This is a genomic window from Amycolatopsis acididurans (assembly GCF_012328925.1).
Taxonomy (GTDB): Bacteria; Actinomycetota; Actinomycetes; order Mycobacteriales; family Pseudonocardiaceae; genus Amycolatopsis_E; species Amycolatopsis_E acididurans.
On the sequence record NZ_JAAXLS010000052.1, the window covers coordinates 20,993 to 46,429 of the forward strand.

The window sequence follows — 25,437 nt, forward strand, 5'->3', positions numbered from 1 at the left end:
CGCTTACTTCGTCCTCGACCCCATCGCCAGCGCGACGACCACCGGCAGCACGAACACCAGCCACGTCTTGGCCACCGTCAAGAACAACAACAACGCGATGATCGCCGCGATCGGCACGACCCCGGGGCCGAACCGGCGCACCGGCACCTGCGGCCGGTCCTTCGGCGCCGGCGGTGCCTTGCGCAGCACGCTCGGATGCGGTTCGGGCAGGTCCTTGAACAGCGGCCGCAGCTCGGCCGTCGTCCGCGCGGCACTCGCTTGCGCCGACCGCTTGCCGAACTCGTCGATGTCCAGCCGCCCGGTCCGGACGTGTTCGGACAGCACCTCGATCGCCTCGTTGCGCTCAGCGTCGCTGAGCCGCATGTCCTCGCTCACCGGCTACCGGTCACGAAGTTCGCGTCGCGGATGACGATGCCGTTGATCACGACGGTCCTTGTCCCAGTCCGGGCCCCAGAACCCGCGGCCCACCGCGCCGACGATGAACGGCACCGCGATGAACCACCAGATCCCGGTGGTGAGGCCGACGACGATGGCGCCGACGAACAGCAGCGGCAGGATGCCCGCCGTGACGCGCTGGCCGACCGGCCGATCCGACCACGCGATCGGCTCGCCCGGCTTCGGCCGCGGCTTCTCCACCGCCGCGGCCGCGGGAGCCACGCCGGGGCGCGGTGCGGGCAGGTCGGTGAAGATCTCTGTCAGCTCGCGCCGCGTCTTCGCCGCCGTCACCCTCGCCGAGCGTTCCCCGTATTCGTCGACGTCGAGCCGCCCCGCGCTCAGGTGCTCGCCGAGCGCGTTCAGGGCCGTCTCGCGGTCGGCGTCACCGATCCGGACGTCCGGAGACTCATTCACATCTGCAGATATTAGTCCTTGATTTCAAGGAGAACGGAGCCCTGAGTCACGGCCGCGCCCACTTCGATGGCCAAGCCCGTCACGGTGCCCGCCTTGTGCGCCGTGACCGGGTTCTCCATCTTCATCGCCTCCAGCACGACGATCAGTTCACCGGCGTCGACCTGCTGGCCCTCTTCGATCGCGACCTTGACGATGGTGCCCTGCATCGGGGCGGTCACCGCGTCGCCGCTGACCGCGCTCTTCGCGCCGCCGGCACGCTTGCGCGGCTTCGCCTTCGCCGCGGCCGCACCGCCGTTGCCGCCGCCGAGGGCAAGAGCGCCGGGCAGCGACACCTCGACGCGGCGCCCGCCGACCTCGACCACCACGGTCTGCCGGGGCTCGGCCTCCTCGTCGGCCTCCGCGCCGTCGGTGAACGGCTCGATCTGGTTGTCGAACTCGGTCTCGATCCAGCGCGTGTGTACGCTGAAGGACTCGCCGTCGCCGATGAACGCCGGGTCACGCACGATCACCCGGTGGAACGGCAGCACCGTGGCCATGCCCTCGGCGACCATCTCGTCCAGCGCGCGGCGGCTGCGCTCCAGCGCGTTCTCCCGGTCGGAACCGGTGACGATCAGCTTCGCGAGCATCGAGTCGAACTGGCCGCCGATGACGCTGCCGGTCTGCACGCCCGAGTCGACGCGGACACCGGGGCCTTCCGGGAACACCAGCCTGGTGACGGTGCCGGGCGCGGGCAGGAAGTTGCGGCCGGCGTCCTCACCGTTGATGCGGAACTCGATCGAGTGGCCGCGCGGCTGCGGGTCCTCGGTGATCCGCAGCTTCTCGCCGCGGGCGATGCGGAACATCTCGCGCACCAGGTCGATGCCGGTGGTTTCCTCCGACACCGGGTGCTCGACCTGCAGCCGGGTGTTCACCTCGAGGAACGAGATCGTGCCGTCGGTGCCGACGAGGTACTCGACGGTGCCGGCACCCGAGTAACCGGCTTCCTTGCAGATCGCCTTCGCGGACTCGTGGATCGTGCGGCGCTGCTCGTCGGACAGGAACGGCGCGGGCGCCTCCTCGACCAGCTTCTGGTGACGCCGCTGCAGCGAGCAGTCGCGGGTGCCGACGACGATGGCGTTGCCGTGCTTGTCGGCCAGCACCTGCGCCTCGACGTGGCGGGGCTTGTCCAGGTAGCGCTCCACGAAGCACTCGCCGCGGCCGAACGCGGCGACGGCCTCGCGGGTGGCCGACTCGAACAGTTCGGGGATCTCCTCGATCGTGCGCGCGACCTTGAGGCCGCGGCCGCCGCCACCGAAGGCGGCCTTGATCGCGACCGGAAGACCGTGTTCCTTGGCGAACTCGACGATCTCGTCGGCGTTCTTCGCGGGCTCCTTGGTGCCGGGCACCAGCGGCGCGCCCGCCCGCGTGGCGATGTGCCGGGCGGTGACCTTGTCGCCGAGGTCCCGGATGGCCTGGGGGCTGGGGCCGATCCAGGTCAGCCCGGCGTCGATGACGGCCTGGGCGAAGTCCGCGTTCTCGGACAGGAAGCCGTAGCCGGGGTGCACCGAGTCGGCGCCGGAGCGCTTCGCGACGTCGATGAGCTTGTCGATGACGAGGTAACTCTCCGCCGCCGTGGTGCCGCCGAGCGCGAACGCCTCGTCCGCGAGCCGCACGTGCGGGGCGTCGCGGTCGGGTTCGGCGTAGACGGCGACGCTGGTGAGACCGGCGTCCTTGGCCGCTCTGATGACGCGCACCGCGATCTCGCCGCGGTTGGCGATGAGGATCTTGGTGACCGGTCCGCCGCTGGCCTGCTCGGGCACGCCCCTACCTCCATGTGGTGTTCGCCGGTGCCCCCTGAAGTGGTCGTAACGTGGCTCTTCAGCGGGCCTTCCCGCAGTTTACGGTTCGGCTGTCGCCGTGCGGTGAGAGGCGGCTCACGCTTACTCTGACGGGGGACCAGGCTGGGGAAGAAGGGGTGGCAGGAGGTGCGAGCTCCTCGATCCGTGGTGGTCACGGCCGTGCTCGCGGTGCTGGTGACGGTCGGGGCGCTGATCGGGGTGGCCTCGCTGCGGTCCCGCGACGAGGGAGGACCGGCCCTGCAGATGGCCGCGCCCGCCGTGCCCGTGACGACCGCCGAGGAGTGCGGTTCCGGACCGTGCCGGGTGCTTGCCAGCCAGACCGTCGACGGCGGCACGGTCGAGCTGCTGGCCGACGACCAGGGCGCCAACGGCCAGTTCCGCGCGGGCGGGGTCGTCGTGCAGACCACGATCACGCGGCTCGGCGCCCGACTCGACGCCGGCTCCCTGTCGTGCGTGACCGCTTCGGTCTCCGCCTGCCTTGTCACCGGCCCGCTCAGCGGCGGCCGCGTCGGGCAGTTGATGATCGACAGGGCGGGCACCTGGCGGTCGGTGGACAAGCCCTACTTCTCCGACGCCGGGGTGCTGACGCTGAACAGCGTGTCGGGTTCGGGCGCGCCGGAAGTGGTGGTCGTGCAGAACTCGCCCGTGCAGGCGCGGGTGTACGCGCTGGACGGCAGCAGTGTCGGGTGCACGCGCCACTACACCTATCTGTCGCAGTTGCGGGGCTGGCCCAACGTCCGGCTGGAGGCCTCCGACCTGCGTGCCTGTTAGGACCAGAGGTCGACGACGCTGACGCCGATCCTGGCCAGCAGGCGGCGGGTCAACGGCAGGCTGATCCCGATGACGCTGGACGGATCGCCGTCGATGCCCTCGACGAACCAGCCGCCGCGCCCGTCGAGGGTGAACGCCCCGGCGACGGCGAGCGGTTCACCCGTCGCGACATACGCTTCCAGCTCGTCGGTGCTCGGCTCGGCGAAGCGCACCGTGGTGGTCTGGCTGTCGGTGGCGCGCCGCGTGACGACCCCGTTCTCGAGTCGCAGCACCGCGTGGCCGGTGAGCAGCTCGCCCGAGCCGCCCGCCATCTGCGCCCAGCGCTTGCGCGCCACCTCGGGCTCCCCGGGTTTGCCGACCATCTCCCCGCCGATGGACAACATCGAGTCGCAGCCGACCACGACGGCGTCGGCGTGGGTCGCGGCCACGGTCTCCACCACCGCCTCCGCCTTCGCCACCGCGAGCGCGGTGACCAGTTCGGCCGGCGAGGGGTCGGTCAGTGCTGCGGCCACGGCGTCCTCATCGACGCCGGAGACCACGACACCGGGTTCGATACCGGCCGCGCGGAGCACGCCGAGCCGGGCGGGGGAAGCGGAGGCGAGTACGAAACGCACCGGCCGAACATATCCTCAGGCCGCGGCCGGTTCGGCCCCGGTGCCCACCCGCGGCGCGCTGTCCTGCGGCGCCGGACGCTTCATCGCGAGCGCGGCGAGTGCGCCGAGTAGCAGCACCGCGGCGGGCAGGATGAGTGTTTCCTTGGCCGCGTCGGTCAGCGCGACCGGCACGTTGCCGTGTTCGGCGGCCATCTGCGTGGTGATCCTGGCCTGCAGCAGCACGCCGATCGCGGCACTGCCGAGCACACCACCGACCTGCCGCGACGTGTTGAAGATCCCGGAGGCCGTGCCCGCCAGCGACCGCTCCACGGAACTCATCGCGACGTTGCTCATCGGCGCGAACACGAAACCGGTACCGACACCGCACAGCAGCAGCGCCGGTACCAGCGCCCACGGGTCGGTGTCGGCCCGCGCCTGCACCGAGATCACGAACAGGCCCGCCGCCAGCGCCACGAAACCGGTCACCACCAGGTACTTCGCGTTGACCTTGTCCGAAAGGCGGCCGATGAACGGCGCGATCATCCCGGACAGCAACGACATCGGCGCGGTCAGCAGGCCGGCCTTGGACGGCGACATGCCCAGCACGTCCTGCACGTACACGACGATCGGCACGAACATCCCGGTCATCGCGAAGCCGATCGCGGCCGCCGTGATCGTGCCGGTGGAGAAGTTGCGGTTGTTGAACACGCGCAGCGGCAGAAGCGGTTCGCGGGTGTTGAACCGCTGCCAGATCACGAACGCCACGAGCAGCAGCACCCCGGCGCCGATGATCTCGAAGACGTTGACCGGGCCGAACACCTCGCCCCACGAGTAGTGCTGTCCGTTCTGGATGCCGAACACCAGGCAGAACAGTCCGGCGGCGGACAGCGCGATGCCGAGCAGATCGAAGGAGTGCGCGTGCCTGGGCTGCCAGTCCGGCACCAGCGCGAGCGTCAGCCCGATGCCGATCACGCCGATCGGCACGTTGACGAAGAAGATCCACTCCCAGCCGAGGCCGTCGACGAGTACGCCGCCGAGCAGCGGGCCCGCGATCGTCGCGAGCCCGGCCACGCCACCCCAGAGGCCCATCGCGGGGCCGCGTTTGGCGGGCGGGAACAGGTGGGTGATGAACGCGAGCGTCTGCGGGGTCATCAGCGCCGCGCCCAGGCCCTGGACCGCGCGGGCGGCGATGAGCATCTCGGCCGTGCCGGACAGACCGCACCACAGCGAGGAAAGCGTGAACACCGCGAGCCCGGCGAGGAACACGCGCTTCGGGCCGAAGCGGTCACCGAGGCGGCTGGTGAACAGCATCGGGACGGCGTAGGTGAGCAGGTAGACCGACAGCACCCAGACCACGGAGTTGAGGTCGGTGTGCAGGCCGCGCACCATGGCGGGGATCGCGATGGACACGATCGTGGTGTCCAGGAGAATCATGAAGAACCCGATGCACAACGCGATCAGCGCCGCCCACGGGTTAGCTTGCCTTGTCATCAGGGTTTTCCTCGTCGGCTAAGAGAGACAGGGTGGGGACCACTTCGGCCTTCTGGCCGGGCCAGGGAATCCGGCCCGTTTCGAGGTCGTCGATGAGCTTCTTCGTCCAGTCCAATTCGGACTGCCGCTGGTGGGTGATGTAGTCGAAGTCGATCCAGTACATCCGCGGCAGCTGTTTCTCGATCAGCTGCTCCGCGATCGTGCGTTCCGCCGCGACCTGCCCGTGCAGCTGGATGACCCGCCTGCGCAACTGGTTCAGGAAGTCCTCGCGGTCCAGCTCGTTGCCCGCGGACAGGGCCACCGGGTACGGCGTGTAGTCCGGCGCCAGCGTCGTGAGCATCTGCCTGGTCTGGGCGGAGAACGTGTCGCGGCCGAGGTCGGTTATCGCGTAGACCGTGCGTTCGGGCCGCCTGCCCTGACGCTGGGTGTCGACGACCTCGATGAATCCTTGGGACAGCAGCCGTTCCACGGTGTGATAGAGCGAGCCGGGCCGCAGCTTGACGCGACGGTCGACGTGACGCTCCCGCATGAGCTGCGTCATCTCGTACGGGTGCATCGGCCGTTCGTAGAGCAGTTCGAGGACGGCCATCGCAAGCGTGGTGAGCGGTTTCGCCGCCGACATGATCGATCGCTTCCCTTCGAGCGCCCATCTCGTTTATTCCACTTGGACTATACGGCGCGGGATAGGGGGTTGTCGAACAGCGTGTGCCGGCCTGCCTGGCGCGGCGAGCCTGCCGTCTCTACTCGGCCCGCAGTTGCTCGCTCACCGACGTGATGTGACTGGCGATCAGCTCGTGCAGGCTCTCGTAATCACCCGCTTCGAGCAGGTCACAGATGCGGGCGTGCTCCTCGATGATGATGCGCGGGCGTTCGGCGTTGGCGTTGCGCAGTACCGTGTGGACGATCCGCAACTGCCGGTCCCGCAGGCTGGAGTAGAACTCGTCGAACAGGGTGTTGCCCGCCGCGTTGACCAGTGTCGCGTGGAAATCGCGGTCCAGTGCGGTGAAGGCCGGTTCCGGCGGGGCGAGCGTGCGCTGCTTGTCCAGCACCATCCGCATCCGGCCGGCGACCTCGCGTTGGGTGCCCGCCGCGATGACCTTGGCCGCGGCGTGGCGTTCGAGGAAGATCCTCGCCTCCGCGATGTCCGCCGCCTCGCTCGCCGAAACCGGCACGACGAGCGCGCCCCGCTTCGGGTACAGCCGCAGAAAGCCCTCGCCGGACAGCCGCAGGAAAGCCTCGCGGACGGGGGTGCGCGACAGACTCACCGCGTCGGCGACCTCGCCCTCGCTGATCAGCCGTCCGCCCTCGAAGCGCCCGTCCAGAATGCGTTCCTTGGTCCACTGGTAGACGCGATCGCTGGCTCCCGCCTGTGAGCCGTCCCTCGTTGACATGCGCGCATACTAGCGACGATCCTGTTAGATACAAGATAGATGCAAGGGGAGGTGTTCGTGCGCAGGGCGTGGCTGATGTGGGGCCTTGGTGCGTTGTGCTACCTGACCGCGCTGTTCCACCGGATGAGCCTGTCGGTAGCCGGTCTCACCGCGCAGGAACGCTTCACGATCGACGCGACCGGGCTCGCCGCGTTCTCCGTCGTGCAACTCGTGCTCTACGCGGCTCTCCAGGTGCCGGTCGGCGCGGCCGCAGACCGGTTCGGGCCCCGGCGCCTGCTGCTCGTCGGAATGGCCTCGATGGCCGCCGGCTCCACGATCTTCGCACTGACCTCGGCGTATCCGCTCGCGATGCTCGGCCGCGCGCTGATCGGCGCCGGTGACGCGTTCCTGTTCGTCAACGTGCTTCGCTTGGCGCACAACTGGTTTCCCGGCCGCCGGTACGCACTGGTCGCCGCGCTCACCGGAATGATCGGCGGCCTCGGCCAGCTCATCGCGACCACGCCGCTCGCCGCGCTGCTCAACGGCGTCGGCTGGACGGGCGCGTTCCTCATCGCCGGTGTGGTCACGGCCGTGCTGCTCGTGATCGTCGGGGTGATCCTGCGCGACGGTCCCACCGGGCATGCGGCACCGATCACGACGGGCGAGCCGCTGCGCGAAAGCCTGCGTCACGCCTGGCGCAACCGCGGCACCCGGCACGCGATGTGGACCCACTTCACGCTGATGGGCACGTTCGTGTCGTTCACGGCGGTGCTCGGCCAGCCCTACCTGGTCAGCGCGCAGGGCCGCACGCCCGGCGCGGCGAGTGGGCTGCTCAGCGTCGTGGTGATCGGGTTCGTGCTGGTCAGCACCGTGGCCGGGCAGATCGGCTCGCGACGGCCAGGCGCGCGGGCGAACCTCGTCGCGTCGGCCGCCGTCGTCGGGGCGCTGTGCTGGATCGTGCTGGTGGTCGTGCCCGGTCCGCTGCCGACGCTCGTGCTCGGCCCGGTCCTGTTCCTCATCGGCGCGGCCGGCGGCGTGAGCATGCTGGCGTTCGATCTGGCCCGTACCTCCAACCACGGGCACCAGGCGGGGGTCGCCAGCGGCGTGGCGAACATGGGCGGTTTCTGCTTCGCGGTCGTCGCCGAACTCGGGGTCGGCATCCTGCTGGACGCGTTCGCCGGGCGGGGCGTCGCCGCGTCCACCGCACACCGGCTGGCGTTCGGCATCGTGCTGGTGATGGCGCTCGTCGGCACGTTCCGTCTGGTCAGGCTGCATTCCCACGCCGGGGTCCGGCCCGCGCGGACCGAGGCGCTGGAACCGGCCTAGAGTTCCGCGGCGCGGCGGAGGAACACGTCGCGTTCCCGTTCGTTGCGGGTCAGCGCCGCGGCGGTCTCGAACTCGGCCCGCGCCTCGGCGGCGCGGCCAAGGCGCGCCAGCAGATCACCGCGGACGGCGGGCAGTTGCGGGTACCTCGCCAGCGCACCACCCGCCGCCAGTCTGTCCACAATGGACAATCCGTGTTCCGGGCCCTTCGCCATGCCGACCGCGACCGCGTGGTTGAGATCGACGACCGGCGACGGCGAGACATAGGCGAGCACCTGGTACAGGTTCGCGATCCGCTCCCAGTCGGTGTCCGCCGCGGTGCGGGCGCGGGCGTGACAGGCGGCGATCCCGGCCTGCAGCGTGTAGGCGTGCAGTGCGCCGCCGAGCCGCTCGGCCCGCTCCAGTGACGCGAGCCCGCGCCGGATGAGCTGGTGATCCCACCGCGTGCGGTCCTGGTCGAGCAGCAGCACCGGTGCGCCGCCGGGGCCGGATCGTGCGGGCATCCGGGACGCCTGCAGTTCCATCAACGCGCTGAGCCCGTGCACCTCGGGCCGGTCCGGCAACAGGTGCGCGAGCACGCGGCCGAGGCGCAGCGCCTCCGCGCACAGGTCCGGCCGCGTCCAGTCGCCGCCGCTGGTGGCCGAGTAGCCCTCGTTGAAGATGAGATAGACGACTTCCAGCACCGAGGCGAGCCGTTCGGTGAGCTGACTCGCGGGTGGCAACTCCAGCGCGATGCGCTTGTCGGTCAACGTTCGCTTCGTGCGCACGATGCGCTGCCCGATGGTCGTTTCCTTCGCCAGCAGCGCACGCGCGATCTCGGCGGTGGTGAGCCCGCCGACCGCGCGCAGGGTGAGTGCGACGCGGCCTTCGGCGGGCAGTCCGGGATGGCAGACGGTGAAGACGAGCCGGAGCAGATCGTCGCCGACCGGATCGTCCAGCGCCGCGTCCCAGTCGGCGTCCTCGACCTGGCGCAGCTGCCTGCCCATCGTGGCCAGCTTGTCCTGATACCGATCGCGACGGCGCAGCAGGTCGATGGCGCGGTGCTTCGCGGTCGCCATCAGCCACGACGCGGGATGCTGCGGGATGCCCTGCACCGGCCACTGCTCCAGTGCGATGACCAGCGCGTCCTGGGCGAGCTCCTCGGCGATGCCGACGTCGCCGACGATCTTGGCGAGTGCGGCCACCAGCTTGGCGCATTCGATGCGGTAGACCGCTTCGACCGCCTTCGCGGTGGCCTGGCTCGGATCGGCGGCGCTCACGTCCGCCGATCCAAGCACACCCTAGGACTGTGGAGCGAAATCCTCCGGGCCCATCACCTTCAGCACCTGGGACTCGCCCTCCCAGCCGGGCCACATGTCGACGTGGATCTGCATGAACCGGCGCGTCCATTCGACCGCCTCCTCACGCGAGGCCACCTCGTAGAGCGCGTAGCTGATCATTTCCTTCGACTCGGCGAACGGGCCGTCGGTGACGCTGAGCTCGCCGTCGAGGACCTCGACGCGGGCGCCCGCGGCGCTGGGTGCGAGCCCGGCGTTGTCGAGCATCGCGCCCGCCTTCGTCGCCTCCTCGCCGAGCGCCATGATGGCGGCCATCAGCTCGGGCGGTGGGGGAGTGCCGGGATTGGTGCCCTTGAGCAGAACGATGTAGCGCATCGGAGTTCTCCTAGTGGCGGTAGAGGTGGACGGCGACGGCGGCGATCCAGGCCCAGGCAAGGGTCACCGCGGCGACGAACGCCAGCGTGGCCCATGGTGCGCTCGATCCCGAGGAGACACACAGGAAACCGGCGAGGAAGGCGATTCCGGTCGCGCGGCTGTACCAGGCCCAGCCGCTACGCCCTCGCCCGGCGAACCAGCGGCCGACGAGCAGGCACGCGGTGATCAGGCACAGGAAACCGACGGCACCGGCGGCCAGATGCGCCACGCCGTGCCAGCTGAGTTGTGCGGTCGCGCCGTCCGGGAAGCCCCGTGCGGGGTCGGCGCGGAAGATGCCGGCCAGTATCAGGCTCGCGCCGAACGCGCCGGCCAGCCGTGGCGCCCATCGTGTGCCGGTGGCGCGTCCGAGCCCGACGGCGAAGGCGATGGTCATCGCGCCGGTCAGTACGAAGTTGGCGATCTGGATCCAGCCGAGCGAGCCGTTGGCCAGCAGGCTCCAGGAGTGGCGGGTGAAGTCGAAGCCTTCGCGGGTGGCGGCCTGTGCGATCGAGACGATCTCGTACACGGCACCGGCGAGCACGCCGTAGCCGAGCAACGACCTGGTGACGCGGTTTTCCAGGGGCGGGCAGGTCCTGGTGGCGAGTTGAGTCATCGCCGTGTCCTCTCCGTGCGGGTGCGGCCGGTCCTTCCGGCCGATCACCTACACCTCGAAGAGGCCCACGCGATTTCGACACGACTCCCAGAATTTTTTTCGCGGCTCGGGCTCAGCGGGGCAAGGCCGACGCCCGCCAGGCGCCTTCGCCCGGGTGCAGCGGCATGCGCAGCTGGTGCGCCCGGTCCGCCCACGCCGACCTGCGGCGTGGGCGTTCGGGCTCGGCCGGGGCCGACGCGGCGGCCGCGAGCACCGCGGTCAACGCGGCCAGTTCCTCGTCGTCCGGGTTGCCGCGCACGATCCGCAGGAACGGGCGCTTCTCGTCACTCATGAAGTCCTCACAGCGGGATGTTGCCGTGCTTCTTGGGCGGCAGGGACTCGCGCTTCTCCCGCAGCATGGCCAGGCCGCGCACGACGTGGCCACGCGTGTGCGCGGGCGCGATGACCGAGTCGACGTATCCGCGCTCGGCGGCCTCGTACGGGTTGAGCAGCGTGTCCTCGTACTCCTGGATCAGCTCGGCCCGCAGCGCCTCGACGTCCTTGCCCTCGTCGGCGGCCTTCGCGAGCGTCTTGCGGTGCACGATGTTCGCCGCGCCCTGCGCGCCCATCACCGCGACCTGCGCGGTCGGCCACGCCAGGTTGAGGTCCGCGCCGAGGTGCTTGGAGCCCATCACGTCGTACGCGCCGCCGTAGGCCTTGCGCGTGATGACGGTGACCAGCGGGACGGTCGCCTCGGCGTAGGCGTAGATCAGCTTCGCGCCGCGGCGGATGATGCCGTTCCACTCCTGGTCGGTGCCCGGCAGGAAGCCGGGGACGTCCACGAAGGTCAGCACCGGCACGTTGAACGCGTCGCAGGTGCGCACGAACCGCGCCGCCTTCTCCGAGGCGTCGATGTCGAGGCAGCCCGCGAACTGGGTCGGCTGGTTGGCCACGACGCCGACCGAGTGCCCGTCGACCCGGCCGAACCCGACGATCACGTTGGGCGCGAACAGCTCCTGCACCTCGAGGAACTCGCCGTCGTCGAGCACGCGGTTGATCACCTCGTGCATGTCGTACGGCTGGTTCGGCGAGTCCGGGATGATCGTCTCCAGCTCGCGGTCGGTGTCGCTGACGCTGTCGGCGATCGAGCCCTCGGTGGGTTCGGGCGAGTCGAACACCGGCGCGTCGGACAGGTTGTTCGACGGCAGGTACGACACCAGCTCCTTGACGTAGGCGATCGCGTCTTCCTCGTCGGAGCCGAGGTAGTGCGCGTTGCCGGACTTGGTGTTGTGCGTGCGGGCGCCGCCGAGCTCCTCGAACGTGACCTCCTCGCCGGTCACCGTCTTCACCACGTCGGGACCGGTGATGAACATGTGGGAGGTCTGGTCGACCATCACGACGAAGTCGGTGAGCGCGGGGGAGTACACGTGCCCGCCCGCGTTCGCGCCCATGATCAGCGAGATCTGCGGGACCACGCCGGAGGCCTTGACGTTGCGGGTGAAGATCTCGCCGTAGAGGCCGAGCGAGACCACGCCCTCCTGGATGCGCGCGCCACCGCCCTCGTTGATGCCGATGATCGGGCGGCCGGTCTTGATGGCCAGGTCCATCACCTTGACGATCTTCTCGCCGTAGACCTCGCCGAGCGAACCGCCGAACACGGTCACGTCCTGGCTGAACACGCACACCGGACGGCCGTCGATGGTGCCGTAGCCGGTCACCACGCCGTCGCCGTACGGGCGGTTCTTCTCCTGGCCGAAGTTGGTCGAGCGGTGCCGCGCCAGTTCGTCCAGCTCGACGAACGAACCCGGGTCGAGCAGCAGGTCGATCCGCTCGCGCGCGGTCTTCTTGCCCTTGGCGTGCTGGCGCTCCACCGCGCGGGCGGAACCGGCGTGCACCGCCTCGTCGTAGCGGCGGTACAGGTCGGCCAGCTTCCCGGCCGTGGTGTGAATGTCCGGCTCGTCCGCTGGTGGCGTCCCGATAGGCTCCGTCGCACTGCTCATAAGTCCGGAGCCTATCTACTGTGCGAGCGCCTCGCGTGTGGCGTGGACTACGTCACCGGACCCGGTCACGGTAGTACGCGGCCAGTTGACCGGCCCGCTCGTCGTCGGCAGGCTGGGCCTGACCGTGTGCCGCGGCGAAGAGCCGGTCGAGGTGGATGTGCCAGCGGGCCAGCAGCTCCGGCACCCGGTCGGCGTCGGGCACGGTCTGCGTCAGCTCGACCCGCGACCCCAGTTCGTCGTAGTGCAGCTCCCAGCGCACCACTCCGTCCTCGGTGGCGTATTCGAGCACGCGCGGTTCCTCGGATCGGGTGAGGTTGTCACCGGACAGCCCCGCGAAGCCCTCGTCGGTGAGCAGCCGCCACACCTGCGCGCACGGCTTCCACACCAGGTCGCGCGCGAACCGGATCTCGTAACCGGCGCCGGTCTTGGTGACCTCGCCTTCGGCCAGGCCGAAGCGTTCGACGTAGCGCCCGATCGCCGTCATCGGCTCGGTGAACGGCTCGGCGGTGCGACCGTCGAGCAGCGCGGCCAGCGAGCCGAGGCAGTGGTCCCAGCCCGCCGCGTTGCGGCCCGCGGCGAGCCTGCCGATCGAACCGCCGCCCAGCGCCTGGCTGAAGTACAGCAGGCAGCCGTCGCCGTCGGGCACCAGCTCGAACCGCAGGACGTCGTGGTTCCAGCGGAACGCGAACACCTTCGGCGGGTCGAGTTCGAGGATCTCGCCGTGACCGATGGCGTCGATGGGCGCCTCCTCGGGGAAGACGAACCGGATCGGCGCGCCGATCTTCAGCTCGGTTTCCAGCATCGCCGGGAACCAGTGCTTCAGCTCGGCGGGCTCCGACACGGCCCGCCACACCTTCTTGACGGGATGCGCGAAGCGTCGTTCGAACCGCAGGACCGGCGCACCGCCGACGGTTTCCAGATTCGCGTCCACTGATTCAGTCCCCTTCGTCGGGCATGGAGTCCAGGTGCCGTTCGAGGGCGTCCAGGCTCGCGTTCCACATCGCCCGGTACGGCGCGAGCCACGCGTCCAGCTCGGCCAGCGGTTCCAGCCGCAGCCGGTACCACCGGCGCTGCGCGTCCTGCCGGACCTCGACCAGACCCGCCTCGCGCAGCACCTTCAGGTGTTTGGACACCGCGGGCTGCGCCAGCGACAGTCGCTCGACCAGATCGTTGACCGGCCGCTCGCCGGTGCGCAGCAGATCGAGGATCTCGCGGCGCCGGGGTTCGGCCAGCACCTCGAACGTTGATGCCATGTCAGGAATATACCCGTGGAGGAATATGCGCTGTCAAGGGCGCTGGAAGACCCCCGGCGTCACGCCGTAGCAGCGCTTGAACCAGCGCGTGAGGTGGGCCTGGTCGGCGAACCCGGCCGCGAGCGCCGCGTCGGCGGGTGGCGCGCCCGTCGCGAGCAGCCGCCGCGCTTCGCGCAGCCGGACCTGTCGCTGGTAGTCGCTGGGCGCCATGCCGTAGGCGGTGACGAACCCGCGATGCAACGCGTACCGGCTGCAGCCGGCCGCCTCGGCGAGGTCGTCGGCACGAAGATCCCGCGCGTACTCGGCGTCGAGCAACTCGCGGACGCGGCGCACCCCGACGGGCAGCGCACGCGACCGGACCGGCCGGGTCGCGCCCCGCCCGACCAGCGCGCGCACGGTCGCGCCGAGCGCCTCGTCCTGCGCGAGCCCGCTGTCGGCGAACGCCGCGTGCAGCCGCCGCAGCGCGCCGGCGAGCACGGCGTCGGTCAGTACCGGCTCGACGAACAAGGGCAGCCCGACCGGGCGCTGTGCCGCGTCGCCGAGCACGTCCCGGATCAACTCCGGTCCGATGTGGACGATGCGGTAGGTGAAGCCGTCCGCGATCGCCGGATGGCCGTCGTGCGGTTCGTCGGGATTGAACGCCATCACCATCCCGGCGGCGCTGGTGCGCGCCGCGCCCCGGCAGGTGAACGCCTGTGCGCCGGCCTCGGTGACGCCGAACGAGTACGTGTCGTGGCTGTGCCGGTGGTAGACGTGCCGTTCGAAATGGGCGTGCATGGCTTCCAGCGGACGGTCGGGAGCCCGCCAGTAGTTCGCCCAGTCGCCCTCGGCCACATTCCGATCCTAGGCTGAGCGCATGCGCTTCGGACTCTTCGTGCCACAGGGATGGCGCCTGGACCTCGCCGGAATCGACCCCGCCGACCACTGGGCCACCATGCTCGACCTCGCCCGGTTCGCCGAGGCGGGACCGTTCGAGTCGATCTGGGTCTACGACCACTTCCACACCGTGCCCGTGCCGACCGACGAGGCGACACACGAGGCGTGGAGCCTGATGGCCGCGTTCGGTGCCGCGACCCGGCGCGTGCGGCTCGGGCAGATGTGCACCTGCATGGGCTACCGCAACCCGGCGTATCTCGCGAAGGTCGCCGCCACGATCGACGTGATCTCGGGTGGCCGCGTGGAGATGGGCATCGGCGCGGGCTGGTACGAGCACGAATGGCGGGCCTACGGCTACGGCTTCCCCTCCGCCGGCGAGCGGCTGGGCCAGCTGGAGGAGGGCGTGCGGATCATGCGCGACCTGTGGACCACCGGCACGGCGACGCTGCAGGGCAGGCACTACCAGGTCGATGGCGCCATCTGCCGGCCGCTTCCGTTGCAGGACGGCGGGATTCCACTGTGGATCGCGGGTGGCGGGGAGAAGAAGACGCTGCGCATCGCGGCCCGGTTCGCCGCCTACACCAACTTCGCCGGCAATCCCGGCGAGTTCGAGCACAAGTCGGAGGTGCTGGCCGCGCACTGCCGCGATCTCGGCACCGACTTCGACGCGATCGTGCGCTCGGCCAACTACAACGTGGTGATCGGCGAGACCGAGAAGGACGTGCGGGACCGGCTTTCCTGGATGCGCTCGCATCACGCGAAGTACGTGCCCGGCGACCGGGTGGACGCGATGATCGCGGCCGCCGAGCGCGGACCGCTCGTCGGCACGCCGGAGCGGATCGTCGAGCGGCTGACCGAACTGCGCGACCTCGGCATGACCTACGCGATCACGAACTTCGCGGAGGCGGCCTATGACCGTTCCGGGATCGAGCTGTTCACGAACAAGGTCGTTCCCGCGCTGAGCTGACGCCGCACGAGCGTTCAAGACGGCGGCCGGCTCGCCGGGCACGCTGGCCGCATGAGTGCGAAGACGAAGATCGCCGTAGTGGTCAGGGACGACCTGGCCGCCTGGCAGCGGCTGAACGTGACCGCGTTCGTGGTCAGCGGCGTCGCCGCCCGCGTCCCGGAGACGATCGGCGAGGACTACGAGGACGGCTCCGGGAAGCGGTACCTGCCGATGTTCGGCCAGCCCGTGCTGGTGTACGCCGCGGATGCCGAAGCGCTCACGGCCGCGCACGCGAAGGCCGTGGAGCGGGACCTGGCGATCGCGGTCTACACCGACGAGCTGTTCGCCACCAACAACGACGTGGACAACCGGGCCGCCGTGCGCGCGGCGCCGACGGAGAAGCTCGCGCTCGCCGGGTTCGCCGTGCACGGCGGCCGGAACGCGGTCGACAAGGCGCTCAAGGGGCTGAGCCTGCATCCTTGAGGAATGACTCTGTCGAAAACCCGGCTCAGACGACTGCAGAACCTGCTGGCCCGGCACGTCGAAAGCGGTGCGCTGCCCGGCCTCGTCACGATGGTCGGCCACCGCGACGAGGTGCACGTGGACGTGCTCGGGGCGCAGTCCTTCGACGGCGCGCCGATGCGCCGCGACACGCTGTTCCGGATCAGCTCGATGAGCAAACCGGTTACCGCCGCCGGGGCGATGACCCTGGTCGAAGAAGGCCGGCTGCGGCTCGACGATCCGGTGGACGAGCTGCTGCCCGAGCTGGCGAACCGCCAGGTGCTCGCGCGTCCCGACGGGCCGCTCACGGACACCGTGCCCGCGGCCCGAGCGATCACGGTGCGGGATCTGCTGACCTTCCGGCTCGGCTTCGGCCACCTGTACGGGGTTCCGGCCGACACTCCGATCCTGCGCGCGGCCAACGACCGGAAGATCGGCATGGGGCCGCCGGATCCGCAGGGATACCCGGAGCCCGACGAGTGGCTGCGCCGCCTCGGTGAGCTGCCGCTGATGGTGCAGCCGGGCGAGAAATGGCTCTACCACACCGGTGCCGACATTCTCGGCGTGCTGCTCGCGCGGGTCAGCGGGCAGTCGCTGGAGGCGTTCCTGCGCGAGCGGCTGTTCACGCCACTGGGGATGAACGACACCCATTTCAGCGTTCCGGCGGACAAACTCGACCGGTTCGCGGCGAGCTACGGGCCCGGCGGCGAGCTGTGGGACGAGGCCGCGACCGGCCAGTGGAGCCGTCCGGTGCCGTTCGAGTCCGGTGGCGCCGGTCTGGTGTCCACAGTGGACAACTTCGGCGCGTTCGCGAACATGATGCTGCGCAAGGGGAAGTACCGTGGAGAGCGAATCCTGTCGCGTCCCGCCGTGGAACTGATGACGATGGATCACCTCACCGCCGGCCAGAAAGCGGTTTCCGGATTCTTTCCGGGTTACTTCGACACGCGCGGCTGGGGCTTCGGCGTGGCGGTGGCGACGGCGCGGACCGAGCTGTACACCACCCCGGGCCGGTACGGCTGGGACGGCGGGCTCGGCACGACCTGGCAGGCCGATCCGGCCGAGGACCTGACCGCGGTGATGATGACGCAGCTCGCCGGTTTTCCGGAGATCTCCCCGGTGTACCGGGATTTCTGGACGGGCGTGTATCAGTCGATCGACGACTGAAGCTTGCCCGCCAGCTCCGCGCGTCGGGCGAGCACCTCGTCCCGCTGTTCGGACATCTCCCGCAGAATGCGCTTGCGCGTGCGCTTGGGAAGGCGGTCGATGTAGAGCTGCCCGGACAGGTGGTCGGTCTCGTGCTGCAGGCAGCGCGCGAAGTAGCCGGTGCCCTCGACCGTGATCCGGTTGCCGTCCTTGTCCTGCCCGTGCACGACGGCGCGATCCGGCCGCGCCAGTTCGGTGTACGGGCCGGGCACGGACAGGCAGCCTTCGGGAACCTCGACCAGTTTCCGTTCCGCCGAGGGCAGTTCCTCCAGCACCGGGTTCGCGATGTGGCCCACGTGCCGCTCGCCGTGCTCGTCGGCGCAGTCGTAGACGAACAGCCGCAGATCGACGTCGACCTGGTTGGCGGCGAGCCCCACGCCCTCCGCGACGTACATCGTGGTGAACATGTCGTCGATGAGCTTCGACAGCTCCTCGGTGCCGAACTCCGTGACGTCCCGGCACGGGCGGGCGAGCACCTCCTCGCCCACGACCGTGATGCGGCGGACGGATCCGCGCTGCGCCTCAGGCGGCAACGGCATGGTGTTCTCCCTGGTCAGCTTGACGAGCGCTTTGCAAAGTAGCACACTTTGCAAAGTGACGTCCGAGGATCAGGCCACGCTGCCCGAGCATCCGGTGCGGGTCGCGCTGCTCGATCTGCTCGCGAGCGAGGGCACGGTCACGTCCACCCGCGCGGCCGCGCGGCTCGGCTACAGCTCGGGCCTGTGCTCGTTCCACCTCCGCAGGCTGGCCCAGGCCGGGTTGATCGAGGAGGCGCCGAGTACCGACGGCCGCGCGCGCCCGTGGCGGCTGCGCTGGGACCTGCCGGAACAACCCGATCCCGATCTGGACGACTACCGGCGCTGGCTGGCCCGCCGTCCGCACGCCCCGGCCCGATGGCGGCGGGACGAGGCGGTCACCGCGGTGGTGAACCTGACGCCGCGCGAAATGCGGGAACTGGCAACGGAAATCGAGGCGCTGGTCGCCCGTTACGAATCGCGCGGCAAACGCCGGGGCATGAAGCCGGTCGCGGTCGTCGCCAGGATGTTCCCGTTGCTGGAGGCCGAAAATGATTGAGCTGGTTCAGGGCGACATCACCGAGCAGGACCTCGACGTGGTGGTCAACGCCGCGAACTCGTCGCTGCTCGGCGGCGGCGGGGTGGACGGCGCCATCCACCGCAGGGGCGGTCCGGAGATCCTGGCCGAATGCCGGTCACTGCGTGCTGATCGCTATCCCGACGGCCTGCCGGCCGGTGAAGCCGTCGCCACGACCGCGGGCCGGCTGCCCGCGCGATGGGTCGTGCACACCGTCGGCCCGGTGTTCTCCGCAAAAGAGGATCGCACCGCCATCCTGGCCTCGTGCTACCGGAATTCGTTGCGCGTGGCGGCGGAACTGGGTGCCGAAAGCGTCGCGTTCCCGGCGATCTCCGCCGGTGTGTACCGGTGGCCGATGGAGTCCGCCGCGCGGATCGCGCTCGGCACCGTGCTCGACCACGATCCGTTCAGGACGGTGCGGTTCGTGTTGTTCGGTGCGCAGGCCTACGACGTGTTCACCGCCGTGTGGGCGGAAATCAGGAGCGAGGCCGGGCTCTGACGTGCAGCCGCTCGCCCTGCGGTCCGAACAGGCTCAGGAACTCCACGGGGCGCTCGTCGGCGTTGCCGAACCAGTGCGGGGTACGGGTGTCGAACTCCGCCGCCTCGCCCGCCTTCAGCACGAAGTCGTGCTCGCCCAGCACCAGGCGTAGCTTGCCGTTGAGCACGTAGAGCCATTCGTAGCCCTCGTGCACCTGCGGATCCGGCACGGCGTCCAGCGGCGTCCGGCCGGCGGGCATGATCTGCTTGTACGCCTGCAGCCCGCCCGGATTGCGGGTGAGCGGGATGAACGTCATGCCGTGCCTGCTGAACGGCTGCGGGTGCACGCGCGGGTCGCCGGTGGGCGGGGCGCCGACCAGTTCGTCCAGCGGCACCCGGTAGGCCTTCGCCAGCGGCAGCAGTAACTCCAGGCTGGGTTTGCGCTGCCCCGACTCCAGGCGCGACAGCGTGCTCACCGAGATGCCCGTCGTCTCCGCGAGCGCCGTGAGCGTCACGTTGTGCTTCTTGCGCAGCGCGCGCAGGCGGGGACCGACCGCGGCGAGAACGTCCTCCATGCCCTTATTGCAATTTTGGCAAAACGGTTTGTCAAATCGGCAGGCTCGGGCGCACGGTGGCCGTGGAGGTGGTCTTCGATGAAGGACGTAGTGGTGATCGGCGGCGGGGCCGCCGGGCTGAGCGGGGCGCTGATATTGGGCCGGTCCCGCAGATCGGTGCTGGTGATCGACTCGCGGCGGCCGCGCAACGCGCCCGCCGAGCACATGCACGGATACCTGTCGCGGGACGGGATGCCGCCGGGTGACCTGCTCGAAGTCGGCCGCGAGGAGGTGCGCTCCTACGGCGGCGAGGTGATCACCGGCGAGGTGACCGGCGCACGCAAGGACGGCGACGGGTTCACCGTGACGCTGGCCGGCGGCGGCGAGGCCCGGGCACGGCGGCTGCTGGTCACGACCGGGCTGACCGACGAGATCCCGGACATCCCCGGGCTGGCCGAGCGATGGGGGCGCGACGTGGTGCACTGCCCGTACTGCCACGGCTGGGAAGTGCGCGACCAGCCCGTCGGCGTCCTGTCGACCGGACCGATGGCGCTGCACCAGGTCAAGCTCTTCCGGCAACTGACCCCGGACCTGACACTCTTCACGCACACCGCTCCGCGTCCCGGCGACGACGAGCTGAAGCAGCTTGCGGCGCGTGGCGTCGCGGTGGTCGACGGTCAGGTCACGGCACTGGAGGTCACCGGCGACGAGCTGACCGGGATCCGCCTCGCCGACGGGACGGTCGTGCCGCGCCGCGCGCTGGCGGTCGCACCGCGGATGGTGGCGCACGCCGGTTTTCTCGCCGGGCTCGGGCTGAAGACGGTCGAGCATCCCTCCGGCATGGGCGAGTACGTGCCCGCCGACGAAACCGGGCAGACCTCGGTGCCGGGCGTGTACGTGGCGGGCAACGTCACCGACATCTCGGCTCAGGTGATCGCCGCGGCCGCCGCGGGCACGAAGGCGGGCGCGATGATCAACATGGCCCTGGTCGACGAGGACACAGGTGGCTGAGCAGATGCGATCCCCGCCCTACGGCAGCCGATCGAACCAGTCGCGCACCGCGGCCACGCCACCGGCGCCGAGCGCGACCATCGCCGCGATCCGGGCGTGTGCCGGCGGAAGCCCACGAGCGCTGATGGCGCCCACCTTCTCGGCCAGGCCCGTCGCCTCGTGCCGTGGCGCGTCCGGATCGACCCTGGCGCGTGAGGCGACGACGACGGGAATGTCCCAAGTGGACAGCTCATCGATCGTGGTGAACAGCTCCACCGGGACGTTGCCTGCGCCGGTGCCCTGCAGCACGAGGCCTCGCGCGCCCGCGTCGGTGGCGGCGGTCAGCAGGGAGGCCGGCATGCCCGGATAGGTCTTGATCAGCGCGACGTCGGACTCGGGTTCCGCGGGCACGTAAGGAAACCGGCGGAGCGAGCTGCGGCCGAGCCGCAACGGCCCGTGCGGCACGGAGGAGAACGCGGGCCGGTGCGACGCGTCCACCAGGGTGGCCCAGCGTGCGGCGTGCAGTTCGCCGTGGCAGCAGACGAGCGCGCCGAGACCACGTGCCGCGGGATCGGCCGCCGCGGCGATCGCGTCGCGCAGGTTGGCGGGCCCGTCGGTGCCGGGCTGGTCGAGGCAGCGAAGGGCGCCGGTGAACACGATGCCGCCGCGCATCGCGGCCGGACCCGCCATCAGATCGGTGAGAAAGGCCGTGTCCGTCAGCGTGTCCAGACCGTGCGTCACGACGACGCCGGCGAAATCCTCGTCCAGCAGCGCGGCCCGCACGCGGCGCGCGAGGGTGAACATCGTGCCCGCGGAGGTGTCCCAGCTCGGCTCCGCCATGATGTCCTCGGTGGACACCGCGACGCCGCGAACGTCGACGGCCCTCAGCAGCTCCGCGGCGGTCGCGACTCCGCGCCGGTGGTAGGCCATCGTGTCCCCGGTCGCCACGAGGAGCACGCGTCTCATCGTTGCTCCAGCCGCTCGATCCGCGCCACGAGCGGTGCGAGTTCCTGGCGCACGACGGCGGTGATCATGCTCGCCGGATCGGTCTTGGCCCGCAGGTGCGCGTATCCGGACAGCGCCGCGACCACGGTGCGGCGTGCGGAGCGTTGATCGAGGCCGAGCCCGCGCAGCACCCGCCCGGCGGTGCCGTCCGGTTCGCCGAGCAGCCCGAGCAGCAGGTGTTCGCATCCGACGTAGTTGTGTCCCAGCGAAATCGCCTCGGTCACGGTCAGTTCGAGCGCGTTCGCGGCAGGCCCGCTGAACCGCGCGGCGGGTTCCCCGGCCGTGGCGGCGGGCTCGTGCGCCAGCGCCTGCCGCACCTGTTCCGGTTCGACTTCCAGTGCGCGCAACACGTGCAGCGCGAGATTGCCCTCCTCGGCGAGGATTCCGTACAGGAGGTGCTCGCTGCCGACGCTCAGGGCCTTGGCCGCGCGCGCCTGCCCGATCGCCCGCTTGATCGTGTTGCGCGCCCGCTCGGTGAAGTGGGACAGGCTCGCCGTCGGGTCTTCGGTGGCCAGATCGCCCACCGTCGCCGAGCGGATCGCCGTGACGCGCTTGACCGACTGTTCGAGCGCGTGCTGGCAGATCGCCGAGACGGGTACGCCCGCGTCCTTGACCGCCTCGGCCAGTTCGTCGGGGAGATACACGTTGACCTTTGGCATAACCCCCTTTGTAACCCCTTATGGGGTCATGGTCAACGGGAGCGCCTCAAACGGTGGCGACCAGGAAATCCTCGCCGCTTGATGGACGCAGCCCGTCGGAGCGGCCGGCGAAGTAGCGCTCGGCCAGCGCGGTACCCGCCACGTGCCGGACCTCGCCGAACCCGGCCTCGCGGGCCATCGCCAGCATTTCCTGCGGCGTGTAGAAGCTGACGAACGGTGTGCCGGAGGACTTGGCGCCGCTCGTGCTCGTGCGCAGGCCCGCCCGATCGGCGGTGTCGAGCAGTTCGACCGGGAGGATGAACGTCATCGCGAGTGTCGTACCGGGAGCGAGTCCGGCGACCTCGCGCAACGTGGCCGCGGTGGCCTCCTTCGACAGGTAGACGCTCACGCCGGTCGAGACGACGACCGCGGGGCGCGCCCGGTCGAAGCCTGCCGCACCAAGCCGGTCCAGCCAGGACTGTCCCGCCTCGAAATCGACCGGCACCAGATCCGGGACGGGGTAGCCGAGTTCGGTGAGCCGCCGCCGTTTCCAGGCCTGGGTGGCGGGCTGGTCGATCTCGAAGACCCGCAGCCGCGCCGCGAGTTCCGGCTCGCGCTGGGCGAAGGTGTCCAGTCCGGCGCCGAGGATCACGTACTGCCCGACGCCGCGCCCGGCCTGCTCGGCGACAAGGTCCTCGATGAACCGGGCGCGGGACACCATGCCCGCGCGGAACCCCTTGGTCGCTTCGGGATCCATGTCCGGGCGCTCGCGCCAGCCGTCCTCGGGTGCGACGAGCCGCAGCCCGATGTCGTCCTCGAGCACGTGGGGCGGCGCATCGACTTCGAGGTGCATCGCCCGCCAGAGCGCGGTCCGTACCGCCGTGCTGTCCGGTGCTTCTGCCATGGTCACCGACCGTACCGAGATTTTTCGGCCGGATGTGTCGAAACCGCGACGCGGGCTCCGTCCCAGGGGCACGATCGACAACGACGAAGGAGAGAAGATCATGAAGGTTCTGCTGCTGAAGCACTACCGCGGCGGCCCGGCGCCCGTCGTCGACTCCGGGTCGATGGACCAGTGGACGCCGGAGGAGGTCGACGCGCACATGCAATACATGTACGAGTTCGCGGCCCGGCTGGAGGAAACGGGGGAGTTCGTCGACACCCAGGCGCTCTCGCCCGAGGGCACGTTCGTGCGCTACGACGGGGAGGGGCGCCCGCCGGTGACCGACGGGCCGTTCGCCGAGACCAAGGACCTCATCGCCGGCTGGTACATCCTCGACGTGGAGTCGTGGGACCGCGCGGTCGAGCTGGCCGGGGAGCTGTCCGCTGCGCCCGGGCCCGGCGGGAAGCCGATTCACGAGTGGCTCGAGGTCCGGCCCTTCTACGGCGAGCTGCCCACGGCCACCGAATGAACGAGGCGCTACTGCGGGAGCTCGTGCCCGCGGTGATCGGCGTCCTCGTCCGGCGCGGGGCGGATTTCGCGTCGGCCGAGGACGCCGTGCAGGAGGCGCTGCTCCGGGCGCTCGAATCGTGGGCCGACGACCCGCCCCGCGATCCCAAGGCGTGGCTGGTCACGGTCGCGTGGCGCAGGTTCCTCGACCTGGCCCGCTCCGACACGTCGCGCCGGGGCCGGGAACTCGCGGTGGACGCCGAGCCGCCCGCCGGGCCGGTGCCCGCGACCGACGACACGCTGCGGCTGTACTTCCTGTGCGCGCATCCCACGCTGCCCTCCGCCGCGGCCGTCGCGTTGACGCTGCGCGCGGTCGGCGGCCTGACCACGCGGCAGATCGCGGCGGCCTACCTCGTTCCCGAGGCGACGATGGCGCAGCGGATCAGCCGGGCCAAGCGGAAGATCGCGGGGCTGCCGCTCGACCAGCCGGGCGATCTCGGCACGGTGCTGAGGGTGCTCTACCTCGTGTTCAACGAGGGGTACTCCGGAGACGTCGACCTGGCGGCGGAGGCGATCCGGCTCACCCGTGCGCTCGTCGCGCTGACCGGCGAGCCCGAGGTCTCGGGGCTGCTCGCGCTGATGTTGCTGCACCATGCGCGCCGCACGTCCCGCACCGGACCCGGCGGTCGGCTGGTGCCGCTCGCGGAGCAGGACCGGTCGCGGTGGGACACCCGGCTGATCGCCGAGGGAGTGGGGATCCTGCAGGCCGCGCTGGCCCGCGACCGGCTGGGCGAGTACCAGGCGCAGGCCGCGATCGCCGCACTGCACGCGGACGCGCCGAGCACGGCCGAGACGGACTGGACGCAGATCGTGGAGTGGTACGACGAACTGCTGCGGCTGACCGGCAGCCCCGTGGTGCGGCTCAACCGCGCGGTGGCGGTCGGGGAGGCCGACGGCCCGCAGGCGGGGCTGGCCGCGCTGGCCGAGGTGAGCCCGGACCTGCCCCGGTACGCCGCGGTGGCCGCGTACCTGCACGAACGCACCGGCGACCTCGAACGCGCCGCGGAGCTCTACGCCGAAGCCGCCCGCGCCGCGACCAGCGTCCCGGAACGCGACCACCTCACCCGCGAGGCCGCGCGGGTGAGGCAGTCCCTGGCCCGGTAGCGGGGTGGCCATGGCCGAATTCAGGTTCGAGCAGGACCTGGTGCGAGCGTTGTTGCTGCCGACGCCCGCCCCGGTGCGCGTCGGCGAGCCTTCGGCCCTGTTCGAGCACACCTGGACGACGGCCCCGCGCTACAGGTAGGGACGGGTGATCATCTCGAGTCCGTGACCGGCCGGGTCCTTGAAGTACACGCCGCGCCCACCGTGCTCGGTGTTCGTCTCGTTGGGGCGAGTCAGCTGAGGGTCGGCCCAGTGCTCGATCCCCTGCTCGCGGAGCCTGCGGTAGACGCGGTCGAACAGGTCGTCGTCGACCAGGAACGCGTAGTGCTGCATCTGGATCTCCACCGGCGGTTCGGCGAACTGCAGCAGCACTCCGTCGGGCAGCTGGACGTTGGTGAACGGTCCCCACGAAGGGGCTTCCGGCAGCTCGAAGAGCGTGCGGAAGAACCGCGCGGACTCGTTGCGGTCCTTGGCGGCGATGATGGTGTGGTTGAACGTGATGGTCATGAGGCTGTCTCGCTTTCGTTCGTGATGCGTGGCTGACAAGGCGGAATCAACGCGCTGTCAGGGAGGGCCACGCGACGAACGTCGTGGGCGCGATCGTTGCGCCCAGGATGCGGTCAGCTCTCCACCGGGTCGCCTTTCCGTGCAAGGCGTCCAGCCGTCCCGGTGATCATGGCGCGAGCTTATGCGCCGGGCTTGTTGTAGGTTCTCAAGATTGTTTTCGTTTGATCTTGACGCGAGCTGGGCGGACGTCGGGTTTCTCACGGGTGTTGCGCTGGCTGGTTCTCATCGGTTTTTCGTGTCCTTCAGGTAGGTGGCCGTTTCTC

Annotated in this window: 32 protein-coding genes; 11 read left to right on the forward strand and 21 right to left on the reverse strand. The window is 70.3% G+C overall.

Going from position 1 to position 25,437, the window contains the following annotated elements:
- Positions 1–3: 3 nt before the first annotated feature.
- Genes HFP15_RS35965 through HFP15_RS35975 form a run of 3 tightly spaced genes read right to left on the reverse strand, consistent with a single transcriptional unit; the run spans position 4 to position 2,648 of the window.
- A complete protein-coding gene (locus tag HFP15_RS35965) occupies positions 4–375 on the reverse strand; it encodes a DUF1707 SHOCT-like domain-containing protein (RefSeq protein WP_376768920.1) in 372 nt (123 codons plus the stop codon).
- 3 nt (positions 376–378) lie between these two features.
- The gene (locus HFP15_RS35970; protein WP_168521916.1) at positions 379–849 is read right to left on the reverse strand and encodes a DUF1707 SHOCT-like domain-containing protein; all 471 of its coding nucleotides are present in this window, start codon (positions 847–849) and stop codon (positions 379–381) included.
- Between the two features lie 11 nt (positions 850–860).
- Complete coding sequence (locus HFP15_RS35975; RefSeq protein WP_168521917.1) at positions 861–2,648, reverse strand: acetyl/propionyl/methylcrotonyl-CoA carboxylase subunit alpha; 1,788 nt, start codon at positions 2,646–2,648, stop codon at positions 861–863.
- Positions 2,649–2,813: 165 nt separating this feature from the next.
- On the opposite strand from HFP15_RS35975, the gene HFP15_RS35980 reads away from it, so the two are divergent.
- The gene (locus HFP15_RS35980; protein ID WP_312871912.1) at positions 2,814–3,458 is read left to right on the forward strand and encodes a hypothetical protein; all 645 of its coding nucleotides are present in this window, start codon (positions 2,814–2,816) and stop codon (positions 3,456–3,458) included.
- Here the strand turns inward: HFP15_RS35980 and HFP15_RS35985 are convergent.
- The 4 genes from HFP15_RS35985 to HFP15_RS36000 all read right to left on the reverse strand — a co-directional run bounded on the left by HFP15_RS35985 (position 3,455) and on the right by HFP15_RS36000 (position 6,933).
- Positions 3,455–4,072 (reverse strand): Maf family protein, encoded by a 618-nt coding sequence (locus HFP15_RS35985; protein ID WP_168521919.1) that lies wholly within the window; start codon positions 4,070–4,072, stop codon positions 3,455–3,457. The genes HFP15_RS35980 and HFP15_RS35985 overlap by 4 nt on opposite strands.
- A gap of 15 nt (positions 4,073–4,087) precedes the next feature.
- Complete coding sequence (locus HFP15_RS35990; RefSeq protein ID WP_168521921.1) at positions 4,088–5,542, reverse strand: DHA2 family efflux MFS transporter permease subunit; 1,455 nt, start codon at positions 5,540–5,542, stop codon at positions 4,088–4,090.
- Entirely contained in the window at positions 5,526–6,164 is a 639-nt protein-coding gene (locus tag HFP15_RS35995) for a PadR family transcriptional regulator (protein ID WP_168521923.1), read from the reverse strand. Before HFP15_RS35995 ends, HFP15_RS35990 begins: the two co-directional genes overlap by 17 nt.
- 118 nt (positions 6,165–6,282) lie before the next feature.
- Positions 6,283–6,933 carry a GntR family transcriptional regulator gene (locus tag HFP15_RS36000; protein ID WP_168521925.1) on the reverse strand — a complete coding sequence of 217 codons (651 nt, stop codon included), beginning with the start codon at positions 6,931–6,933 and terminating at the stop codon, positions 6,283–6,285.
- 57 nt (positions 6,934–6,990) lie between these two features.
- Between HFP15_RS36000 and HFP15_RS36005 the strand changes: the two genes are divergently transcribed.
- On the forward strand, positions 6,991–8,238 hold the full coding sequence (locus tag HFP15_RS36005) for an MFS transporter (RefSeq protein ID WP_312871913.1): 1,248 nt from the start codon (positions 6,991–6,993) through the stop codon (positions 8,236–8,238).
- On the opposite strand, the gene HFP15_RS36010 is transcribed toward HFP15_RS36005, so the two are convergent.
- The 8 genes from HFP15_RS36010 to HFP15_RS36045 all read right to left on the reverse strand — a co-directional run bounded on the left by HFP15_RS36010 (position 8,235) and on the right by HFP15_RS36045 (position 14,605).
- Entirely contained in the window at positions 8,235–9,512 is a 1,278-nt protein-coding gene (locus HFP15_RS36010; RefSeq protein WP_312871914.1) for an RNA polymerase sigma factor, read from the reverse strand. The genes HFP15_RS36005 and HFP15_RS36010 overlap by 4 nt on opposite strands.
- Positions 9,513–9,515: 3 nt before the next feature.
- A complete protein-coding gene (locus HFP15_RS36015; RefSeq protein WP_168521927.1) occupies positions 9,516–9,887 on the reverse strand; it encodes a YciI family protein in 372 nt (123 codons plus the stop codon).
- A 10-nt stretch (positions 9,888–9,897) separates the two neighbouring features.
- Positions 9,898–10,539: a DUF998 domain-containing protein gene (locus HFP15_RS36020; protein WP_168521929.1), complete on the reverse strand. Its 642-nt coding sequence runs from the start codon at positions 10,537–10,539 to the stop codon at positions 9,898–9,900.
- Positions 10,540–10,651: 112 nt separating this feature from the next.
- On the reverse strand, positions 10,652–10,870 hold the full coding sequence (locus tag HFP15_RS36025) for an acyl-CoA carboxylase subunit epsilon (RefSeq protein WP_168521931.1): 219 nt from the start codon (positions 10,868–10,870) through the stop codon (positions 10,652–10,654).
- 7 nt (positions 10,871–10,877) lie between these two features.
- Entirely contained in the window at positions 10,878–12,518 is a 1,641-nt protein-coding gene (locus HFP15_RS36030) for an acyl-CoA carboxylase subunit beta (protein ID WP_168521933.1), read from the reverse strand.
- A gap of 52 nt (positions 12,519–12,570) precedes the next feature.
- Complete coding sequence (locus HFP15_RS36035; protein WP_312871915.1) at positions 12,571–13,449, reverse strand: SRPBCC family protein; 879 nt, start codon at positions 13,447–13,449, stop codon at positions 12,571–12,573.
- A gap of 4 nt (positions 13,450–13,453) precedes the next feature.
- Positions 13,454–13,771 (reverse strand): ArsR/SmtB family transcription factor, encoded by a 318-nt coding sequence (locus HFP15_RS36040; protein WP_168521935.1) that lies wholly within the window; start codon positions 13,769–13,771, stop codon positions 13,454–13,456.
- 33 nt (positions 13,772–13,804) lie between these two features.
- Positions 13,805–14,605 (reverse strand): AraC family transcriptional regulator, encoded by an 801-nt coding sequence (locus HFP15_RS36045; RefSeq protein ID WP_312871916.1) that lies wholly within the window; start codon positions 14,603–14,605, stop codon positions 13,805–13,807.
- 22 nt (positions 14,606–14,627) lie between these two features.
- On the opposite strand from HFP15_RS36045, the gene HFP15_RS36050 reads away from it, so the two are divergent.
- From HFP15_RS36050 to HFP15_RS36060, 3 genes are read left to right on the forward strand one after another with little or no spacing between them, the layout of a single operon-like run.
- Positions 14,628–15,614 (forward strand): LLM class F420-dependent oxidoreductase, encoded by a 987-nt coding sequence (locus HFP15_RS36050; RefSeq protein ID WP_168521937.1) that lies wholly within the window; start codon positions 14,628–14,630, stop codon positions 15,612–15,614.
- Between the two features lie 51 nt (positions 15,615–15,665).
- The gene (locus HFP15_RS36055) at positions 15,666–16,076 is read left to right on the forward strand and encodes a DUF2000 domain-containing protein (RefSeq protein WP_168521939.1); all 411 of its coding nucleotides are present in this window, start codon (positions 15,666–15,668) and stop codon (positions 16,074–16,076) included.
- 3 nt (positions 16,077–16,079) lie between these two features.
- Positions 16,080–17,261, forward strand: coding sequence for a serine hydrolase domain-containing protein (locus HFP15_RS36060; RefSeq protein WP_168521941.1), 1,182 nt, complete (start codon positions 16,080–16,082; stop codon positions 17,259–17,261).
- Here HFP15_RS36060 and def read toward each other — a convergent pair.
- Positions 17,243–17,839, reverse strand: coding sequence for a peptide deformylase (def, locus tag HFP15_RS36065; protein WP_168521943.1), 597 nt, complete (start codon positions 17,837–17,839; stop codon positions 17,243–17,245). The two genes, HFP15_RS36060 and def, sit on opposite strands and share 19 nt — an antisense overlap.
- Positions 17,840–17,894: 55 nt before the next feature.
- Here def and HFP15_RS36070 point away from each other — a divergent pair, with 55 nt between their 5' ends.
- Positions 17,895–18,374 carry an ArsR/SmtB family transcription factor gene (locus tag HFP15_RS36070; protein ID WP_312871917.1) on the forward strand — a complete coding sequence of 160 codons (480 nt, stop codon included), beginning with the start codon at positions 17,895–17,897 and terminating at the stop codon, positions 18,372–18,374.
- Complete coding sequence (locus tag HFP15_RS36075) at positions 18,367–18,891, forward strand: O-acetyl-ADP-ribose deacetylase (protein ID WP_168521947.1); 525 nt, start codon at positions 18,367–18,369, stop codon at positions 18,889–18,891. The genes HFP15_RS36070 and HFP15_RS36075 overlap by 8 nt, the downstream gene beginning before the upstream one ends.
- Here the strand turns inward: HFP15_RS36075 and HFP15_RS36080 are convergent.
- Positions 18,869–19,444 (reverse strand): helix-turn-helix domain-containing protein, encoded by a 576-nt coding sequence (locus HFP15_RS36080; RefSeq protein WP_168521949.1) that lies wholly within the window; start codon positions 19,442–19,444, stop codon positions 18,869–18,871. The genes HFP15_RS36075 and HFP15_RS36080 overlap by 23 nt on opposite strands.
- Positions 19,445–19,522: 78 nt before the next feature.
- On the opposite strand from HFP15_RS36080, the gene HFP15_RS36085 reads away from it, so the two are divergent.
- Positions 19,523–20,434 (forward strand): NAD(P)/FAD-dependent oxidoreductase, encoded by a 912-nt coding sequence (locus HFP15_RS36085; protein ID WP_168521951.1) that lies wholly within the window; start codon positions 19,523–19,525, stop codon positions 20,432–20,434.
- A gap of 18 nt (positions 20,435–20,452) precedes the next feature.
- On the opposite strand, the gene HFP15_RS36090 is transcribed toward HFP15_RS36085, so the two are convergent.
- The 3 genes from HFP15_RS36090 to HFP15_RS36100 are packed head-to-tail and all read right to left on the reverse strand — an operon-like array spanning position 20,453 to position 22,960.
- Positions 20,453–21,379 (reverse strand): asparaginase, encoded by a 927-nt coding sequence (locus tag HFP15_RS36090; RefSeq protein ID WP_168521953.1) that lies wholly within the window; start codon positions 21,377–21,379, stop codon positions 20,453–20,455.
- Positions 21,376–22,077, reverse strand: coding sequence for a Clp protease N-terminal domain-containing protein (locus tag HFP15_RS36095; RefSeq protein WP_168521955.1), 702 nt, complete (start codon positions 22,075–22,077; stop codon positions 21,376–21,378). Before HFP15_RS36095 ends, HFP15_RS36090 begins: the two co-directional genes overlap by 4 nt.
- Positions 22,078–22,123: 46 nt before the next feature.
- Positions 22,124–22,960: a class I SAM-dependent methyltransferase gene (locus HFP15_RS36100; RefSeq protein WP_168521957.1), complete on the reverse strand. Its 837-nt coding sequence runs from the start codon at positions 22,958–22,960 to the stop codon at positions 22,124–22,126.
- A 97-nt stretch (positions 22,961–23,057) separates the two neighbouring features.
- On the opposite strand from HFP15_RS36100, the gene HFP15_RS36105 reads away from it, so the two are divergent.
- From HFP15_RS36105 to HFP15_RS43675, 3 genes are read left to right on the forward strand one after another with little or no spacing between them, the layout of a single operon-like run.
- The gene (locus HFP15_RS36105; RefSeq protein WP_168521980.1) at positions 23,058–23,468 is read left to right on the forward strand and encodes a YciI family protein; all 411 of its coding nucleotides are present in this window, start codon (positions 23,058–23,060) and stop codon (positions 23,466–23,468) included.
- Positions 23,465–24,610 carry an RNA polymerase sigma factor gene (locus HFP15_RS36110; RefSeq protein ID WP_168521959.1) on the forward strand — a complete coding sequence of 382 codons (1,146 nt, stop codon included), beginning with the start codon at positions 23,465–23,467 and terminating at the stop codon, positions 24,608–24,610. The genes HFP15_RS36105 and HFP15_RS36110 overlap by 4 nt, the downstream gene beginning before the upstream one ends.
- A 10-nt stretch (positions 24,611–24,620) precedes the next feature.
- Entirely contained in the window at positions 24,621–24,749 is a 129-nt protein-coding gene (locus tag HFP15_RS43675) for a hypothetical protein (protein ID WP_281355732.1), read from the forward strand.
- Here HFP15_RS43675 and HFP15_RS36120 read toward each other — a convergent pair.
- The gene (locus HFP15_RS36120; protein ID WP_168521960.1) at positions 24,740–25,114 is read right to left on the reverse strand and encodes a VOC family protein; all 375 of its coding nucleotides are present in this window, start codon (positions 25,112–25,114) and stop codon (positions 24,740–24,742) included. The genes HFP15_RS43675 and HFP15_RS36120 overlap by 10 nt on opposite strands.
- Positions 25,115–25,437 lie beyond the last annotated feature (323 nt).

Coding starts and splice junctions, on each gene's coding strand:
- HFP15_RS35990 (WP_168521921.1), bottom strand. CDS start 5,542: ATGACAAGGCAAGCTAACCCGTGGGCGGCGCTGATCGCGTTGTGCATC.
- HFP15_RS35995 (WP_168521923.1), bottom strand. CDS start 6,164: ATGTCGGCGGCGAAACCGCTCACCACGCTTGCGATGGCCGTCCTCGAA.
- HFP15_RS36000 (WP_168521925.1), bottom strand. CDS start 6,933: ATGTCAACGAGGGACGGCTCACAGGCGGGAGCCAGCGATCGCGTCTAC.
- HFP15_RS36015 (WP_168521927.1), bottom strand. CDS start 9,887: ATGCGCTACATCGTTCTGCTCAAGGGCACCAATCCCGGCACTCCCCCA.
- HFP15_RS36020 (WP_168521929.1), bottom strand. CDS start 10,539: ATGACTCAACTCGCCACCAGGACCTGCCCGCCCCTGGAAAACCGCGTC.
- HFP15_RS36025 (WP_168521931.1), bottom strand. CDS start 10,870: ATGAGTGACGAGAAGCGCCCGTTCCTGCGGATCGTGCGCGGCAACCCG.
- HFP15_RS36030 (WP_168521933.1), bottom strand. CDS start 12,518: ATGAGCAGTGCGACGGAGCCTATCGGGACGCCACCAGCGGACGAGCCG.
- HFP15_RS36040 (WP_168521935.1), bottom strand. CDS start 13,771: ATGGCATCAACGTTCGAGGTGCTGGCCGAACCCCGGCGCCGCGAGATC.
- HFP15_RS36050 (WP_168521937.1), top strand. CDS start 14,628: ATGCGCTTCGGACTCTTCGTGCCACAGGGATGGCGCCTGGACCTCGCC.
- HFP15_RS36055 (WP_168521939.1), top strand. CDS start 15,666: ATGAGTGCGAAGACGAAGATCGCCGTAGTGGTCAGGGACGACCTGGCC.
- HFP15_RS36060 (WP_168521941.1), top strand. CDS start 16,080: ATGACTCTGTCGAAAACCCGGCTCAGACGACTGCAGAACCTGCTGGCC.
- def (WP_168521943.1), bottom strand. CDS start 17,839: ATGCCGTTGCCGCCTGAGGCGCAGCGCGGATCCGTCCGCCGCATCACG.
- HFP15_RS36075 (WP_168521947.1), top strand. CDS start 18,367: ATGATTGAGCTGGTTCAGGGCGACATCACCGAGCAGGACCTCGACGTG.
- HFP15_RS36080 (WP_168521949.1), bottom strand. CDS start 19,444: ATGGAGGACGTTCTCGCCGCGGTCGGTCCCCGCCTGCGCGCGCTGCGC.
- HFP15_RS36085 (WP_168521951.1), top strand. CDS start 19,523: ATGAAGGACGTAGTGGTGATCGGCGGCGGGGCCGCCGGGCTGAGCGGG.
- HFP15_RS36090 (WP_168521953.1), bottom strand. CDS start 21,379: ATGAGACGCGTGCTCCTCGTGGCGACCGGGGACACGATGGCCTACCAC.
- HFP15_RS36095 (WP_168521955.1), bottom strand. CDS start 22,077: ATGCCAAAGGTCAACGTGTATCTCCCCGACGAACTGGCCGAGGCGGTC.
- HFP15_RS36100 (WP_168521957.1), bottom strand. CDS start 22,960: ATGGCAGAAGCACCGGACAGCACGGCGGTACGGACCGCGCTCTGGCGG.
- HFP15_RS36110 (WP_168521959.1), top strand. CDS start 23,465: ATGAACGAGGCGCTACTGCGGGAGCTCGTGCCCGCGGTGATCGGCGTC.
- HFP15_RS43675 (WP_281355732.1), top strand. CDS start 24,621: ATGGCCGAATTCAGGTTCGAGCAGGACCTGGTGCGAGCGTTGTTGCTG.
- HFP15_RS36120 (WP_168521960.1), bottom strand. CDS start 25,114: ATGACCATCACGTTCAACCACACCATCATCGCCGCCAAGGACCGCAAC.